We start from the raw sequence: 17,066 nt of genomic DNA on the forward strand, positions 1-17,066 counted from the left end.
ACACCATCTTTTAATAGAGAACAAATATGAAAAAATTAGCGAGTGTAGTTTTATTAGGCAGCGTACTACTAACTGGATGTGAAGACGCCAATGAGATAAAAGAAGATGCCGCAAAAGCAAAAGCAGAAATGCAAAAAACGCTTGGGGATGCGTGGGATGAAGTCAAAGACACCACCACTGAGTTTAAAGGCGAATCACTTGACGAACTGTTAGCTGAGAGTAAAAAGCTTGGCTTAGATATGTACGATGATGGTAAAGAAGTTGCCCTTGATGCATGGATTGAAAGTAAAGAAGCAGCAGGTGAATTAACTGAAAAAACCAAGCAAAAAGCGCAAGAGCTCGCAGAAGAATTACGTGAGGCCCGCGAGCAAGATAAAGATAATTAAAACCTAAATAAGGTAACCAGCCTGTTTTACAACCGCGCCTGTAAAGCAAACAAATAAGCTTTGCGGGCGATCAACTCTTCCAGTTTGCCTTGGTATGAATACACTTGACTGATATTAGCAAATGTTAGACGCCGTTTTATCAAAGACATTGAACAACTTATGTTTATCCAGTTAAAGTATAAAAGTAACTTCTGTAAGCCATCTGTTTGCACCTGGTTAAAGCCAACTTTGCGTGCCGTTTGAGGATTAATAATATAGCTGGTCGCCTTTATGGTTATATTTTTATCTTGTTGATGCTCATAGTGTTCAATTAGCTTAATTAACCCCGCAACATAAGCGCTTAAAACCTGTTTTTTCCGTTGTTGAGCGTTTTGACTTGAATCTAGAACAAAGTAGTAATCGAATAAACTCCCACCATGTAAAGCCAAATAGTTATTTTTTACTTTTTCAGCAATTAGTAAAGGTGAGTAATAAATTAAGTTCCCAGCTTTTATGCCACTTGGTACATCAATAAAAGGGGCTAAAACAGACAAACTTACTGACAGCACAAATAAAGCAACAAAAGGAACTCCAAGAAAAGTAAACACACTTCCTAGCAGAATATTTAAAAGAAGATACAAGCCTATTAACTTTAGTTGAAAGCGCCGTTGCTGCTTATCACTGAGCACATAAAACCTATGTTCCACTGTGGCTACCCTCAATTGTTATTTTCATACGGTATGGTACTGTTAAAACACCAATAAGTAACCACAATATTACTGCCACTATAACTGCTCAAGTTCTTATTTTTAAAAAATATAACACCATACAAAGTGTTTTTTTGAGCAGTCACATAACCTAAAAGGAATTACAATGAAAAAAAATCTCATAATTTTATTCTTATTGATTAACTCACTCTCATCACACGCGGTGAATTTAATAGACAACGAGCACGTTAACGCTCAAAAAGATTGTTTCAGCTGGATTTTTACCAGTTATGACTCATGGCGCAGTGCAATGGAGAAAAAATATAAAAAGAACGTTAAATCCGATGAGCAGCTGGCAAAAAGAATGTCTTGGTTTGATGCCAATTTTGGTGAAGAAAAGTTTAACAAGTATAAAGCAAACCTTTCATGCCAGACATTTGACTACGATGTAGATGGTACATTAGTGAAAGGTTATGTGATTAAACCCAAACAGGCGGATGAAAAGCTGCCAGTATTAGTTTACAACCGTGGCGGAAATGGCAATTTTGGTGGTGTTGTTTTTGGCTCAATGATGCACAATTTGTTTCCAATCGCCAATGAAGGCTTTGTGATCGTGGGTAGTCAGTATCGAGGTACATTTACTAAGGACAATTCACTGGATGAGTTTGGTGGTAAAGATATTGATGATGTATTGACACTGTTAACGTTTATACCAGATATAACTGGTGCAGACGACAAACGAATTGGGATGTATGGCGCAAGCAGGGGTGGCATGCAAACACACCTAGCGTTAAAGCAAACCCAGCAAGTAAAAGCGATTGCAACCATTGCAGGCGCCACAGATTTACTTAAGGAACTTGAATTTCGCCCTGCGATGGAAAAAGTATACAAGCATAGGATCCCCGAATACAGTGCTAACAAAGTTGCCGAATTAGAAAAGCGCTCTGTATTAAGTTGGGTCAAGGAACTCTCACCTGAAGTACCTATTTTACTGATACATGGAGAAAATGATAAACGGGTTTCTGTGAATAACTCAATTGAGTTTGCAAAAGCGCTTGATAGCACCAAGATCCCCCATAAACTTGTTATATACCCTGGTGATAACCACGCTCTACAGAACAACCAATCAGCCGCAAACCAAGAAATTATCAACTGGTTTAATAAATACTTATAAATAGAAGCTACAGCCTATTGTTATGCTATGGGCCAGCCATGAAGCTGGCCCTTACATTGATAAAAGTTAAAGTCAAAACGTACTAGTTTAAGATTAACTATAAAAAACGCTTTTAATTAATGCTCGCTTAGAATAATCTAAATGAGAATTATTTGTAACGGTCGTTTTTATGTTTAAGCAACTCTGGCAACGTCAATGTCCTTGCTGTAAAAAACCTGTCAATTTATCTGATCGACTGTGCTTATTACAGCGGGAACTAGTCACCTGTAAATATTGCGCTAAGCCATTACAGCCTAATTTTAAAACTATGCTGTTTAACGCGTTTTGGCTCAGTATGAGTGCATCTTGGGTAATAAAGCTAAATACTCAGCTAACTTATGAGTGGGCACTCATTGTCGCTTTATTCTGTTTAGCGTCTATCCTCCCTGCATTAGATTTACTATTTGGCCTAGAAGAACATAAATTTAATTAACACAGTAAGAACAACTTTGTAAACGTCAGCGAAGGACTATTATGAGAGAACAAAGGCCAACGAATTTGGCCATAAACACAATTGCATTACCCGTCACCGCTTATGCATCCATTTTACACCGTGTTAGTGGTGTGATTGTGTGGTTTGCAATGATTTCATTGCTGCTGGTTTTATACTACGCATTGCAATCTGAGCAAAGCTTTAACGATATTAAAGCAGCGGTTAGTGATTACTTTATACTGCAGTTTATCATTTGGGGCTATTTAACAGCATTGAGCTACTACTGTTTAGGTACTCTAAAGCATATAGTGCAAGAATTTGGCTATTGCGAGGAGCTTAACAGCGCTAAGGCAATCTCATGGCTAGTGATCATCTTAGCGCTAGTATTTAGTGCTCTCTGTGCAGGATGGATTTGGTTATGACCAGTATCGTAAAATCAGGGGTAAAACAGTGGTTATTACAACGCATATGCAATGTTGTAATTGTACTCTACAGCATACTTTTAATCGGGTTAACCCTTAGCACGCCACTTGATACTTTTACTGCGATAAGTGCTTTTCTTGCACAAAGCTGGTTTAAGTTGATAAGTACAATCTGTATTTTCATATTTGCAGTTAATAGCATACTCGCTGGGTGGCAAATAGCGGGGGATTATGTAAAAGGCGTAGTTATTAATAAAATATTCAATGGCTTGTCTATTTTATTTACTGCTGCCGGTTTATTAGTTGCTTTGATAATTTTGTGGCGATAGATAAAAAGAGCTAAGTTGTACAACTTAGCTCTTTTTTGAATTATACGTTAAAGCTCAAAATCTTTTTTAAACTTAATACCAAACTCACTGCGGTCGTTGCTACGCATTACACCAACAAAGCCTGATTGCTGTAAACGGCCTACATCGTAAACTTCGTTCAATACGTTTTCACCGTATAGGGTTACTTCCATATCGCCATCAGCGTTTAAGTATGAAATATTAAAGCCGACTAATTCGCGAGAATCGATGTGCTCACTTTGGTTGTAAACTGATTGTCCTTGCATATCACTACGATAAGAGTAATTTGCATTCAAAGTCACAGTTGCGCCATTGTCTAAATCGATAAAATACGAAGGTGCAACCATAACAGTCCAGCGTGGCGTAAGTGCTGGCGAATCGCCTTTACCTATCCCTTGCACACCTTCGTCTACTTCAGTGATTTCAGAGTCTAAATAACCCACCGCACTGCGAATTGTAAAATCATCAGTTACAGCTATTGTGGTTTCAAGCTCAATACCTTGTGCTTTAGAGGCACCAGCATTCTCAACAATGGTTACAAAGCCACCGCCAGCGGTTGGATCTGAAAACGGTAGCGCTAAGTCGGTATAGTCGGTAACAAATAGCGCAAGCATCATAGAGACATTTTCATGCACTTGACCCTTCAAGCCTAACTCATAGTTAATTGCTTTAGTTTCATCAAATGATACAAATTGATCTGGTCCACCGAATGGACGTGGCGGGAAACCACCTGTTTGATAACCTTTTTGAATTTGACCATACACGTTCATATCATTATTTAAACGATACGATGCATTGACATCCCATGTGACGGCATCAAAGTCAGCTGAGACAAACTTACGCTCAGGGAAGCTTGGGAACAAAGCATCGGCTTCTTTTTTATCTTTTGAGTAACGTAAACCGCCCCCGATGCTTAAAGCATTCGTTAGATCATAGCTGGCATTAATATAAGCAGCATATGAGTTGGTTTCTTGGTTAATATCAAAGTAACCATAGTCACCAAAAGACGCTGTAGTACCGTCATTCATTAAACCGTTCGGCGTATTCCATGGGCTAAATACAAATGGGCCTGAGCTGGTGAAACCATCTTCGTTAAAGTAATAAAGACCCGATACAAAGTCCATCTCTGCAAATGAGCCATTTAATTGAATTTCGAATGAGTATTGGTCTGCACCGCCCTCTTCAGGGAACTCAGATAAATTAAGTGCTACAGCATCATCATCTAAACCGCCTTCATATTTAGAAGTGCGAAAGCTTGAAATAAACTTAGCTGTATATGTATTGTTGATATCCCAGTCTGCGCTTAACGACGTTCCCCAGCCTGAATACGATGTTGACTCTATTCCGGCAACAGTCGTTGCTAGGTCATCTGGGTTTGCAGGCAGCATATCGGCGCTAAGTAACGGGAAATCACCATTGTTAGGATCGTTTGGATCCAGAGGCTCTGTCAATTCGATTGTATAAGGAGATTGGCCTGACTCATTATCAACGGCATCAAAGGCTAAAACCATTGAAAAATCAGTATTTGGCTGCCATTTTAGCGCAACACGACCACTGGTTTCTTGCTCTTCACCTATTTCTTGTTCAGGGTTTGCTAAATTTATAGCCTTACCCACACCATCACGCTGTTTGTATGACGCACTTGCTGACATACTTAGCTCATCAGTCAGTGAGTTATTAAAATACACATCACCAGCTATACGCCCCCGTGAACCGACTTTCGCGGTTGTTGTCACTATGCCTTCGTCACCGGGTTGCTTAGTAATAATGTTTACTGCACCACCTAGTGTGTTACGGCCATATAACGTGCCTTGCGGACCACGTAATACTTCAACACGTTCAATGTTTGGTAACGACAGGTTAGAACCCATTTGACGACCAAGGTAAACACCATCTAAGTAAACACCTACGCCAGGGTCTGTGGTAATAACATGATCTTGCAAACCTATACCACGAATAAATACCGATGCATGGGCAGCATTACCTACGCCGTATCGAGTAATATTTAAGTTAGGAACGTATTTACCAATGTCTTCAAGGTTACTCATATTGGCTTTATCAATAAGGTTTTCGCCAATAGATGTTACTGCGGTCGGTGACTCAAAAATACTTTCTGTACGTTTACGAGCTGTTACCTCTATTTTTTCAAAAGCATCCTGCTTTGCGGTGGTCTTTTCTTCTTGAGCGTGGCTTGATGTTGCAAAAGCAGCAAGGATTGCAATACTTAACTGAGATAGGTGACGTACTTTCAATATCTTCTCCAAAGGGTACCGTGTGTGGATGGCCTATAAATTTTAGGCACAAAAAAAGATGCTTACTGTAAGCATCTTACCTCTGGAGGGGTATTATATGTCATTTTTGTTAAAAAAGGTATAATTAACGCAACTAAAAACATCATTACAAATAAAACCATTATAAATTAGTCTAATATAAAAATGATAAACCTTCACCCCAGTGTAACTTAGACGTTATAAGTAGAGCCAGAATTATAGCTTAAACAAATTTTTTTAGTTTTAGCATCGCTAAGTCGTACTTTTACTACTAAAATACCTTTGAAATCAACATTTCTTATTATATTTAGGATACACAATGAAAAAACTTCCTATCGCAATTGCTCTTTGTGCTGTATGTGCGTCTGCAAGCTCATATGCAGAAGTGCGTATCAATGGTTTTGCCTCAATAGTTGGTGGTAAAACATTAGATGATGATACGACTCTGTATGGTTATGATAATGACATTTCGTTTAAAAATGAAAGTGTGTTTGCGCTTCAGTTATCTGCGGATCTGCAAGACAAACTCAGTGCAACAGCACAAATCGTCGCCCGTGGTGAAAATGACTTTGATGCAGAGTTTGAATGGGCATATCTAACATACGAATTTACCGATGAGCTGCAACTCAGTGCGGGTAAAATGCGTGTGCCTTTTTACCGTTACTCTGACTTTTTAGATGTCGGTTACGCTTACCGCTGGGTAAGACCGCCGCAGTCTGTTTATAACATTCCGTTTTCTACCTATGAGGGCTTAAGTTTATTACACAGCTCACAGATAGGTGACTGGGATTCTACATTACAAGTTATCTACGGAGGTTATGACGGTACTATTGCTGTTGTATCGGTTAATGGGGATACCGAGCTTAATGATATTGCAGGTATTAATTGGACCTTGAGTTATGACTGGTTTAGTGCTCGCGCGGCCTACTTTGTAGCTGACACATCAATAGCAATTGAAAATGATACTCCTACAGGAGTGGCGCTTAATGAGTTAGAAGAAACGCTTCGTAACGCAGGGTTTGTAGACCAAGCTGATAATATAGCCATTGATGAAGATGACGGTTCTTTCCTTGCTCTTGGCTTTTCAATTGATTACAACAACTTGTTATTTGATGCCGAGTATACTGAGTTTGAAGTTGATAACAGCGCTTTGGCGAAACAAACTCAATATTATACTTCTCTAGGCTATCGCATGGATGAGTGGATTGTTCATTTCACTTATGAAAACAACGACGACAAACATGAAAATAGCCGCTATAACGCACTACCATCAGTGCCACCACTGAACCAAGGTATTAATTTAGTGTTAGAAGGTTCAAAAGCTAAAAGTAATGTATACACGATTGGTACCAGATATGACTTCCACCCATCGGCTGCATTAAAAGTTGATTTTAGCCGCTTTAAAGACGATATCACTGATACTGAAACAGATGTTGTAGCAGTCGCTGTTGATTTAGTGTTTTAATTGGAGTTTATGATGAAGAAATTATTTTTAGCCACTGCATTAACCGTTTGCTCATTCAGCACACTTGCAGAAGTTGCTGTAATCGTAAACCCAGCGAATGCAAACCAAATTGATGCTAATACCATTAAAAAAATCTACTTAGGTAAAAGTAAATCTTTTGATGATGGTATGAAAGTAAACCCTGTAAACCAAGATAGTAATAGTGTAGCAGATGAGTTCAACGATAAAGTGGTTGGGAAATCAGGTAGCCAACTCAATGCCTATTGGTCAAAATTGATATTCACAGGTAAAGGAACCCCACCTGAAAAACTAAGTAATGATCAGGCTGTGATTGATTTTGTTAGTAGTAACACTGATGGTATAGGTTATATTGATAGTGCCAAAGTAACTGACAACGTGAAAGTAGTTGCTAAGTTTTAGACACTTTTGAACTATTTGAAATAAAAAACCACCTATGTGGTTTTTTATTTATAAAGTGAGTATTACTGTAAGACTATACTATTTTACTCAACCTTAAATTTCGCAGTCGCATCCAATAAATTGTCCGATAAATAATGAAGGTTTTTTGCAACATCTCTAACTTCTGCAAGTGATTGCATTGTATCTTCGAATGACATATGCATATTTGATACATTTTCAACCACCATTGCAGCCACTGATGTCTGCTCTTCTGTTGCAGCGGCTATTTGTGAATTCATACCATTAATTTCTAACATTTGCTCAGCTATTTTTTCAATTGAAACTCCTGTACTTTCAGCAGCGATAGCATTATTCGTCGCCATATCCCGTGCAGAAGTCATAGCATTAACAGACTCATTTGCCGCTGTTGTTAAAGTGTTCAGTAATTCACGAATTTCATTTGTTGATTTAGCGGTACGTGAAGCTAGTTCGCGCACTTCATCTGCAACTACGGCAAACCCTCGGCCCTGCTCACCAGCACGGGCAGCTTCAATAGCGGCATTTAAGGCTAATAAATTTGTTTGTTCTGCAATCGAGGTTATAACATTTAAGATTTGGGTAACATTCTTAGTGTCATCTGCAAGTTTATTGATAGTAGTAGCAGCATGATTTATTTCATTGCTCAGCGTTTTAGATTCTGAAACCGATGTTTGAATTTGACTACGGCTCTGTTCCACTTCCTGCTCTGCGGTTTGCGCAGCACGAGATGCGTTAGCAGCCGATTGAGAAATATCACCCACACTCTGCTTCATCTCCTCCATAGATTGCTTAACAATCTCTGCATCAGATGTTTGCTTACTGGTTGCTCGTTCCGCTTGTTCCATGCCTTGCACTAAGCGTGTTGAATTCTCCATTAATGGCTCACAAACAGCCATTACGTCTAAAACCGCACCTTTTAGTAACGCAATAAAGGTATTGAAGTTGATAGCAACTTGGCCAATTTCATCTTCAGATCGCACTGTTAATTGTGTGCTCAAAGAGCCTTTACCTTCACCGAGCAAACGTAAATTTCCTGCCGCTTCGCTGGCCGCTGAGCCTATTCCTTTAGCAATCCACACAGCCATAAACAACAGTAAGATTAGTGACACTAAAGACACAACTAGCATCAGTGTTAAGGCGTTATCAGAGCGGGATTTAGTATTTTTTACTAGTTCAAAAAATCGATCATCAGCACGCTGCTGCGCATTTTTAAAGCTTTGCAATACAGAGTTATACATCTGTGTTTTTGACTGTGCTTGCTGTTGAATTTTACTAAAATCAGCGGTCCCATTTATCATACCTTCGGCTATTTCTGAGGAAACCTGTGAGTAACTTTTTAACTGATTACGTGTTTGGGTGTCGATATAGTTGCTGCTAATTGCAGTAATTTTATCAAGGTTCGCGATCAGTTTCGTATACGTATCTGCGGCTTTATCTACAAGCTCCTGCTCACCAAAAGTAACAGCCTGAGTATATAGCTCATCAAGCTTCTCTAATAAAACAACATTAGAAGAGGTTAACTTAACGACCTGGTAAGAAGTTTTTTCTAATTCATCTAGTGAACCACGATTGTCATCCATAGCAACATAATTGATCAGCACAATTACAATAAACGCAACTACCGCTATACTGGTGATTGCATGGATCTTTTTGGTAATACTTATATTTTGAAAAGACATGCTTGACGCCATTCGATGCACCTTAATTATAAAATCTTGTGTCTATTATCGGCTTATTTACCTTAAGTGTTAACTATATTTTTAATTTTTAAAGCTTTTTATTAAATTAATCTTTTTGTAAAAACACTCTGACCAAAGTTTAGCAGCTATTTAAGTGTGATTTACTTACATACTCAATTTATAGGCTATTATTAAGTAATTGCAATTTTAGACTCATTGTAATTATTTATAACAACATTAATATTATTCAAATCAATCTGCAAAGCTAGGCAGCTTATACTTTTATGATAACCAAGTTTATTTAAAGGAGTGACACCTTGGCTATAAAAACACAGTTAAAATCACTGTTATTGATTAGCACTTTGACCGCTAGTTTAACAGCCTGCAATCTAACTCAAACCAGCTTACCTGCCATAAGCGATAGTGGTAATAAACAATTAGGGCATATTGTTTGGCATGATTTAGTTACGCCAGACCTAACGAAATCACAGGCATTTTATGGTGCGGTGTTTGATTGGCAATTTCAACCTGTAAACGATAGTTATGTGTTTGTCTCTAATCAAGGACAAACCATTGCTGGCTTCGCAGAGCTAGATAACAATCAAAATAGTAGCCACTGGCTAGCTTTAGTTTCGGTTAATAACGTAGAGAATGTCATAAAGCAAACACGCCAATCTGGTGGAGAAGTGCTCGTTGCTAACACAACTATCGAAGGCAGAGGTAATATAGCCGTATTGTCAGACCCTCAAGGGGCTGTTTTTTCGGTGATCGACACAAGTAATGGCGACCCTAATTTAAACACCGCAGACAACAGTTGGATTTGGCAAGAAGTATGGAGTGATGACCCCAAAGCGAGTCAAGCTTTCTACCAATCACTTTATAGCTATAATGCAGCCGAAAAAAATGTGTTTGGTACCAATTATTCTTATATCGAAGTTAACAACAGCCCAGCTATAGGCTTTGTTAAAAAACCTGATGCTGGTATTGGCAACACCTGGGTTAACTATATCAAGGTCGCTGATGTAGATGCCACATTATTAAAGGTAACCGCAGCGGGTGGACTCGTGCTCATGGCGCCAAGTGAGAAAGTTCGCAATGGTACAGTGGCAATAATCAGAGACCCAAGTGGTGCAGGTTTAGTTATTCAGGAGAGTATGCAATGAGAAAACGTATTATTAAAATTGGTTTAGTGTCAGCCATGACACTATTATTAGCATCCTGTAGCCCATACGCCAGCTTAAATGTAAGTGCGCCGTTTAAAGTAGGGCCCGTCTATGTCAACCCAAGCATTGGAGTTGGCGGCTCGCTCTAGAAGCTACATTTTTATGCATATAAACAAAAGACCGGTAACATCGCTGTTACCGGTCTTTTTTAATATGGTGCGGTTGGGGGGACTTGAACCCCCACGCCCGAAAGCACTACCCCCTCAAGGTAGCGTGTCTACCAATTCCACCACAACCGCATTTTTAAAGCTTTCACTTTAACTGTTAAGCTTGTTAGTTTACTTGAGGAATGTAAATCACTTAACACTATTCTATAAATTAATTTGGTACGTCAGATTGCTCTTTCGTAGATGTTACTGGAACATCGCTATCAGCTGGCGTTACAGTTTCAACTGCAGGTGCTGCTTCTAGGTTTTCCCACTCATCGCTTTTCTTAATCTGATTAGCGGTTAAGTTACCTAGCACAATACTTAGCACAAAAAAGATTGTCGCTAGAATTGTGGTTGTTTTTGTCATGAAGTTACCCGCACCTGATGAACCAAATACAGTTCCTGATGCGCCAGCGCCAAATGACGAGCCCATGTCTGCACCTTTACCTTGTTGGATTAAAACCATACCAACAAGCGCAAGTGCGACAACTAAATAAACTACTAATAAAATTTCGTACATCTTATACGGTCCTTTTTGCACTGTTACAGATTGCAGTAAATGAATCTGCTTTTAGGCTAGCGCCACCAACTAGGCCGCCATCTATATCTGGCTGTGCAAATAATAATTCGCTATTTTTTTCATTAACGCTGCCACCGTAAAGAATGGTCAGCCCTTGTGCTAAATCGCTGTTTAAAGAAGCAACTTTGTCACGGATAAATTTGTGCACATGTTGTGCTTGTTCAGGCGATGCAGTCTTACCTGTGCCAATGGCCCAAACGGGCTCGTATGCTATCACAGAATCTTTCAGTGCTGCTAGACCTAATTTATCAATTACTGCATCAATTTGTGCAGCAACCACTAATTCAGTTTGTTCTTGCTCTCGTTGCTGTTCACTTTCGCCTACACACAAAATAGGCGTTAAACCTGCCTCTTGTGCACGAGCAAATTTGTTCGCAACCGTGTCATTACTTTCGCCATAAATACTACGACGTTCTGAATGACCAACTAACGTGTACTTAGCACCTAAGTCTTTAATTAGTTGTGCATCAACTTCACCGGTAAAAGCGCCTGGCTCATTTTCCGATACTGTTTGCGCACCAATTGTAACACCTTGTTCGATTAACAATGTTAACAACGGATAAGGAGGAAATACTACAACATCTAAATCATCTGATTTGACGTTATTAATTGCAACAGATAACTGATTGACAAGCTCTATCGAGCCATTCATTTTCCAATTTCCAGCTACCATCGGCTTGCGTGTTGCCATTTTTCCACTCCATATTAGAAAGCGGGCGAGATAGTACCTCGACTCGCCCAAAGTTACAAGAGGTTATTGTTCTTAATCAGTTTGTTTGCTCACAGATTCAACAACTGCAGCAATTTTGCTTGCACTATCAAGTACCACTTTTTCTTGTTCTGCTTCAACCATTACTCGCACAACTGGCTCAGTACCTGATTTACGCAGTAAAACTCGGCCTTTGTCGGCCAGTTTACTTTCTACTTCAGCAACTGCTGCAAGCACTTCTGGTGCTTGGGTTGGATCTGTGCCTGCTTTATAGCGTACGTTAATCATTTTCATTGGGTATTTAGTAAAACCAGCTCCTAAATCTTTCAATGTGCGATTTTGTGCCACCATTGCGGCTAATACTTGTAAGCTTGAGATGATACCATCGCCGGTGCTAATAAGGTCTAAGTTCAGTACATGCCCTGAACTTTCACCACCGATTTTCCAACCTTTTTCTTGTAGTAGCTCCATTACATAGCGATCACCGACTTTACTGCGTTCAAATGCGATACCTTTGGCTTTTAATGCGTTTTCTAGACCCATATTAGACATAACCGTACCAACCACACCACCGCCTAGAATATCATCTTGAGCAGCCTGACAGGCTATAATGTAAACGATATCATCGCCGTCAAATACACGGCCATTATGATCAACCATCATGACGCGATCACCATCACCATCATAGGCAATACCTACATCTGCATTATGCTCAAGCACTTTACGCTTTAGTGCATCAACATGAGTTGCACCACACTCTAAGTTGATATTTACGCCATTTGGTTCACATGCATGACAAATAATCTCAGCACCGAGTTCACGCATGACTGATGGTGCGATATGGTAAGTGGCTCCATTAGCACAATCTAATACAATTTTTAGCCCTTCAAGTGATAAACCTTGCGGGAATTGGCTCTTACAAAATTCAATATAACGGCCATCAGCACTTTCTAAACGACGTGCCTTACCCAGCTTATCAGAGGCAACACAGGTCATAGGCTCGTCAAGCATGGCTTCAATTTGCAACTCGACATCATCACCGAGTTTTAACCCTCGGCCACAGAAAAACTTAATACCATTATCGTGGTAAGGATTGTGCGAAGCACTGATCACAATACCTGCTTCAGCGCGAAATGTTTGCGCTAGATAGGCAACAGCCGGTGTCGGCATTGGCCCTAGTAAAACCACATCAATACCTGCGGCAATTAAGCCTGCTTCAAGCGATGTCTCGAGCATATAACCCGATATCCGCGTATCTTTACCGATAATGACTTTTTTAGTGCCATTTTGCGACAGTACGCGACCAGCTGCCCAACCAAGTTTTAGTGCAAATTCAGGGGTAATTGGAAATTCCCCTACCATGCCGCGCACACCATCGGTGCCAAAATATTTTCTATCGCTCATTTGATATTCCTTGTTCGCAAGCTTGCCAAACAGCAAGCACATCTGCGGTTTCTTTTACATCGTGTACTCGAATAATTTTTGCGCCACGTTGCGCAGCAATAAGTGCCCCAGCTAAACTGCCAGCAAGGCGCTCATCGGTTGTTCTATTTAGTAGGTTCCCAATCATTGATTTACGCGATAGTCCTGCCAATACGGGTAAGTTAAAGCGATTAAATTCATCAAATCGTGCTAACAATTGATAATTGTGAGCCAAGCTTTTACCAAAGCCAAAACCAGGGTCGAGAATAAGTTGTTGTTGCTTAATACCCGCTGATTTACATGCATCGATGCGCTGCTGAAAAAAGTCATTAATATCTGCAAATAAATCATCGTACTGCGGGTTTGCTTGCATAGTGCGTGGCTGACCTTGCATATGCATCAAGCAAATTGCGATATCAGTAAATTGGGCTGCAACAGTTAACGTATCTGGTTCTTGTAATGCTCTGACGTCATTTATGATATCAGCCCCTTCGAGTAATGCTTGACGCATAACTTCGCTTTTGCTGGTATCAATTGAAATTACGCAATTACTCAGCTCTTTATCAGCATGTGCCCTAATCGCTTTTATCGTGGGTATTACTCTATTGAGTTCTTCTTCAAGCGTGACATCAGGCGCACCTGGACGCGTCGATTCGCCACCAATATCAAGTATGGTTGCACCATCGTTAAGGAGTGTTTCGGCTTGCATGACAGCGCTGTCTGTTTGGTAGTAGTTGCCACCATCTGAGAAGGAGTCAGGTGTAACATTTAAGATCCCCATAATTATTGGGGTGTCGAGGTGCAACTTACGACCCCGAGGTAAATTAACTGTGGTCATTTATCACCTTCAATACATCCATTGCATTGATTATTCTTTTTGATACAAAAAACCCCGGTGGCCCGGGGTTTTTAGGTAAGCTATTTTAACTATTATTCAGCTTTGTCATCAAGGTTTGTTTCATCTTTTTGCGATGATTCTTGATCTTTACTCACTGGTTCAGCTTTAATTTCAGCTTGCTTTGGCTTTTTATCGTCCGAATCACGGCGATCATGTGCATCGCGTGGTTCACGTACAGGTTGACGCGCCATTAAGTCATCGATTTGTTTTGCATCAATAGTTTCATACTTCATTAATGCATCTTTCATCGCATGCAGAATATCAATATTCTCTTTAAGAATATCTTCAGCACGTTGATAGTTTCTATCAGAAAACAAGCGTACTTCTGTATCGATTACTTTTGCAGTTTCATCCGACATGCTCATAGCACGGCCTCCGCCGCCACCCATGTACATTTCATTCTGATCTTCTGCATAAAGTAACGGACCTAGCTTTTCACTTAAGCCCCACTGGGTAACCATTTTACGAGCAATATCAGTTGCCCGTTCAATATCGTTACTCGCACCTGTGGTTACTTTATCTTCACCATAAATAAGTGCTTCGGCAATACGTCCGCCATAAAGGCTTGAAATCATTGACTCAAGTAACTCTTTCGAGTGACTTACGCGATCTTGCTCTGGTAAATACATAGTTACACCAAGGGCACGGCCACGAGGAATAATAGATACTTTATAAACAGGGTCATGCTCTGGCACTAAACGGCCAACAATTGCGTGGCCAGCTTCGTGATAAGCTGTCATCTCTTTTTCTTGCTCGCTCATCACCATGGTCTTGCGCTCAGCACCCATCATGATTTTATCTTTAGCGGCATCAAACTCAGCCATGCTAACTACACGTTTATTACCACGGGCAGCGTATAAAGCAGCTTCGTTAACAAGATTTGCTAAATCAGCACCTGAGAACCCAGGCGTACCACGGGCAATTACAGCCGCTTCTACGTTATCGCCTAAAGGCACTTTACGCATATGAACTTTTAATATTTGCTCACGACCACGAATATCAGGTAAACCAACGACAACTTGACGGTCAAAACGACCTGGACGAAGTAATGCAGGATCAAGTACATCAGGACGGTTAGTTGCAGCAATAACGATAATACCTTCATTGCCTTCAAACCCATCCATTTCTACTAACATTTGGTTTAGGGTTTGTTCACGTTCGTCGTGACCGCCGCCCATACCTGCACCACGCTTACGACCTACAGCATCAATCTCATCGATAAAGATAATACATGGCGCCGCTTTTTTGGCTTGTTCAAACATGTCGCGCACACGTGACGCACCCACACCAACAAACATTTCAACAAAGTCAGAACCTGAAATCGTAAAAAATGGCACCTTTGCTTCACCGGCAACTGCTTTAGCAAGTAATGTTTTACCTGTGCCTGGAGGACCAACCATCAATACGCCTTTAGGGATGCTACCACCTAACTTTTGGAACTTAGATGGGTCACGTAAGAAATCCACTAACTCGGTCACATCATCTTTTGCTTCGTCACAACCAGCAACATCTGCAAAAGTTGTTTTAACTTGATCTTCGCTCATTAAGCGCGCTTTGCTTTTACCAAATGACATAGCGCCCTTACCGCCGCCACCTTGCATTTGACGCATGAAGAAAATCCACACACCAATTAGCAATAGCATCGGGAACCAAGAAATCAGTATGCTGGCTAAGAACGACTGTTCTTCTGGCTTAACGCCTTTAACATTCACATCACTTTTTAATAAGTCATTTAAAATGTCTTTGTCATAAATAGGCATAATGGTTTGAAAACGCTCACCATTAGTTTTAGTACCAGTAATTGTGCCACTGGTGCTTTCTATTGCCACTTCTTGTATAGAGCCATTTCGGGCATCTTTTACAAATTGACTGTAACTAGTTTGACGATCAACTTGATCGCCACCATTAAAGCTCTGAAAGACTGACATTAGCACAACTGCAATAACCAGCCAGAGTATTAGATTTTTCGCCATATCGCTCAAGGGGTTAACCTCTTGTATCCAATTAATTTAAATTCAACTACACGCCTGACAACTGTACTACAGTTTGTAGCCTGTCGCTACTATATATACTTCACGAGAACGAGCACGCGAGGCGTCGGGTTTGCGTATCTTCACTGTTTTAAAGCTATTACGTACATCTTGTAGATATTGATCAAAACCTTCACCTTGGAAAACTTTAACAATAAATGCACCATTTTTCTTTAACACTTGGTGGCACATATCCAGTGCGAGTTCGACTAAATACATGCTTCCTGCTTGGTCAACAGAGCTATTACCGCTCATATTTGGTGCCATATCTGAAAGCACCACATCAACATTTTTCCCTCCGATACGACTTAATAACGCATCGAGTACAGCTTCTTCCCGAAAATCTCCTTGTAAAAAATCAACACCTGCGAGTGAGTCCATTGGTAAAATATCGCACGCAATAACTTGGCCTTTAGTGCCAACCTTTTCTGCTAAATACTGGGACCAACTACCTGGCGCTGCACCTAAATCTACCACGGTCATTGCTGGGCGTAGTAATTTATCTTTATTTTGAATTTCATCAAGTTTAAAAATCGCACGAGAGCGCCAACCTTTTTTTTGGGCTTCGTGAACGTAAGGATCATCAAAATGTTCCTTCAACCAACGCTGTGAACTGGCTGAATGTTTTTTATTTGTCATAAATTAACACGCAACTAATTAGTAATATTCTCTAGATGGCGTTAGAATACCCTTAATTCAAGCCATATTCAGCAAAA

The 17,066-nt window shown here is 40.2% G+C and carries 18 protein-coding genes and 1 tRNA gene; 9 read left to right on the forward strand and 10 right to left on the reverse strand.

What is annotated here, in order from left to right:
* Nucleotides 1–26: 26 nt before the first annotated feature.
* Nucleotides 27–386, forward strand: coding sequence for a hypothetical protein (locus tag NQT69_RS04485; RefSeq protein WP_256826483.1), 360 nt, complete (start codon nucleotides 27–29; stop codon nucleotides 384–386).
* 26 nt (nucleotides 387–412) lie between these two features.
* On the opposite strand, the gene NQT69_RS04490 is transcribed toward NQT69_RS04485, so the two are convergent.
* On the reverse strand, nucleotides 413–1,072 hold the full coding sequence (locus NQT69_RS04490; RefSeq protein WP_256826484.1) for a hypothetical protein: 660 nt from the start codon (nucleotides 1,070–1,072) through the stop codon (nucleotides 413–415).
* Nucleotides 1,073–1,238: 166 nt separating this feature from the next.
* Between NQT69_RS04490 and NQT69_RS04495 the strand changes: the two genes are divergently transcribed.
* The 4 genes from NQT69_RS04495 to sdhD all read left to right on the forward strand — a co-directional run bounded on the left by NQT69_RS04495 (nucleotide 1,239) and on the right by sdhD (nucleotide 3,469).
* Nucleotides 1,239–2,246, forward strand: coding sequence for an alpha/beta hydrolase family protein (locus tag NQT69_RS04495; RefSeq protein ID WP_256826485.1), 1,008 nt, complete (start codon nucleotides 1,239–1,241; stop codon nucleotides 2,244–2,246).
* A 169-nt stretch (nucleotides 2,247–2,415) separates the two neighbouring features.
* A complete protein-coding gene (locus tag NQT69_RS04500) occupies nucleotides 2,416–2,718 on the forward strand; it encodes a hypothetical protein (RefSeq protein WP_256826486.1) in 303 nt (100 codons plus the stop codon).
* A 41-nt stretch (nucleotides 2,719–2,759) separates the two neighbouring features.
* Complete coding sequence (sdhC, locus tag NQT69_RS04505) at nucleotides 2,760–3,140, forward strand: succinate dehydrogenase, cytochrome b556 subunit (protein WP_256826487.1); 381 nt, start codon at nucleotides 2,760–2,762, stop codon at nucleotides 3,138–3,140.
* Entirely contained in the window at nucleotides 3,137–3,469 is a 333-nt protein-coding gene (sdhD, locus tag NQT69_RS04510) for a succinate dehydrogenase, hydrophobic membrane anchor protein (protein WP_256826488.1), read from the forward strand. Before sdhC ends, sdhD begins: the two co-directional genes overlap by 4 nt.
* Before the next feature lie 47 nt (nucleotides 3,470–3,516).
* On the opposite strand, the gene NQT69_RS04515 is transcribed toward sdhD, so the two are convergent.
* On the reverse strand, nucleotides 3,517–5,739 hold the full coding sequence (locus NQT69_RS04515) for a TonB-dependent receptor (protein WP_256826489.1): 2,223 nt from the start codon (nucleotides 5,737–5,739) through the stop codon (nucleotides 3,517–3,519).
* Nucleotides 5,740–6,076: 337 nt separating this feature from the next.
* On the opposite strand from NQT69_RS04515, the gene NQT69_RS04520 reads away from it, so the two are divergent.
* Both NQT69_RS04520 and NQT69_RS04525 read left to right on the forward strand, forming a co-directional pair.
* Nucleotides 6,077–7,222: a porin gene (locus tag NQT69_RS04520; RefSeq protein ID WP_256826490.1), complete on the forward strand. Its 1,146-nt coding sequence runs from the start codon at nucleotides 6,077–6,079 to the stop codon at nucleotides 7,220–7,222.
* A 12-nt stretch (nucleotides 7,223–7,234) separates the two neighbouring features.
* Entirely contained in the window at nucleotides 7,235–7,642 is a 408-nt protein-coding gene (locus NQT69_RS04525) for a phosphate ABC transporter substrate-binding protein (RefSeq protein ID WP_256826737.1), read from the forward strand.
* 83 nt (nucleotides 7,643–7,725) lie between these two features.
* On the opposite strand, the gene NQT69_RS04530 is transcribed toward NQT69_RS04525, so the two are convergent.
* Nucleotides 7,726–9,351 carry a methyl-accepting chemotaxis protein gene (locus tag NQT69_RS04530; protein ID WP_256826491.1) on the reverse strand — a complete coding sequence of 542 codons (1,626 nt, stop codon included), beginning with the start codon at nucleotides 9,349–9,351 and terminating at the stop codon, nucleotides 7,726–7,728.
* A gap of 305 nt (nucleotides 9,352–9,656) precedes the next feature.
* Here NQT69_RS04530 and NQT69_RS04535 point away from each other — a divergent pair, with 305 nt between their 5' ends.
* Nucleotides 9,657–10,502, forward strand: coding sequence for a VOC family protein (locus NQT69_RS04535; RefSeq protein ID WP_256826492.1), 846 nt, complete (start codon nucleotides 9,657–9,659; stop codon nucleotides 10,500–10,502).
* Nucleotides 10,499–10,651 (forward strand): hypothetical protein, encoded by a 153-nt coding sequence (locus tag NQT69_RS04540; RefSeq protein WP_256826493.1) that lies wholly within the window; start codon nucleotides 10,499–10,501, stop codon nucleotides 10,649–10,651. The genes NQT69_RS04535 and NQT69_RS04540 overlap by 4 nt, the downstream gene beginning before the upstream one ends.
* Before the next feature lie 65 nt (nucleotides 10,652–10,716).
* Here NQT69_RS04540 and NQT69_RS04545 read toward each other — a convergent pair.
* The 7 genes from NQT69_RS04545 to rlmE form a co-directional block, all read right to left on the reverse strand.
* Nucleotides 10,717–10,801: transfer RNA gene (locus NQT69_RS04545), tRNA-Leu, on the reverse strand.
* Nucleotides 10,802–10,880: 79 nt separating this feature from the next.
* The gene (gene secG, locus NQT69_RS04550; protein WP_256826494.1) at nucleotides 10,881–11,231 is read right to left on the reverse strand and encodes a preprotein translocase subunit SecG; all 351 of its coding nucleotides are present in this window, start codon (nucleotides 11,229–11,231) and stop codon (nucleotides 10,881–10,883) included.
* A gap of 1 nt (nucleotide 11,232) precedes the next feature.
* Entirely contained in the window at nucleotides 11,233–11,982 is a 750-nt protein-coding gene (gene tpiA, locus NQT69_RS04555; protein ID WP_256826495.1) for a triose-phosphate isomerase, read from the reverse strand.
* Between the two features lie 72 nt (nucleotides 11,983–12,054).
* Entirely contained in the window at nucleotides 12,055–13,404 is a 1,350-nt protein-coding gene (gene glmM / locus NQT69_RS04560) for a phosphoglucosamine mutase (RefSeq protein WP_256826496.1), read from the reverse strand.
* Nucleotides 13,394–14,260: a dihydropteroate synthase gene (gene folP / locus NQT69_RS04565; RefSeq protein WP_256826497.1), complete on the reverse strand. Its 867-nt coding sequence runs from the start codon at nucleotides 14,258–14,260 to the stop codon at nucleotides 13,394–13,396. The genes glmM and folP overlap by 11 nt, the downstream gene beginning before the upstream one ends.
* 92 nt (nucleotides 14,261–14,352) lie before the next feature.
* On the reverse strand, nucleotides 14,353–16,293 hold the full coding sequence (ftsH, locus tag NQT69_RS04570; RefSeq protein ID WP_256826498.1) for an ATP-dependent zinc metalloprotease FtsH: 1,941 nt from the start codon (nucleotides 16,291–16,293) through the stop codon (nucleotides 14,353–14,355).
* A 66-nt stretch (nucleotides 16,294–16,359) separates the two neighbouring features.
* Complete coding sequence (gene rlmE, locus NQT69_RS04575) at nucleotides 16,360–16,989, reverse strand: 23S rRNA (uridine(2552)-2'-O)-methyltransferase RlmE (protein ID WP_256826499.1); 630 nt, start codon at nucleotides 16,987–16,989, stop codon at nucleotides 16,360–16,362.
* Nucleotides 16,990–17,066: the final 77 nt, after the last annotated feature.

It is taken from the genome of Pseudoalteromonas shioyasakiensis, from assembly GCF_024518675.1.
Lineage (GTDB): Bacteria > Pseudomonadota > Gammaproteobacteria > Enterobacterales > Alteromonadaceae > Pseudoalteromonas > Pseudoalteromonas shioyasakiensis_B.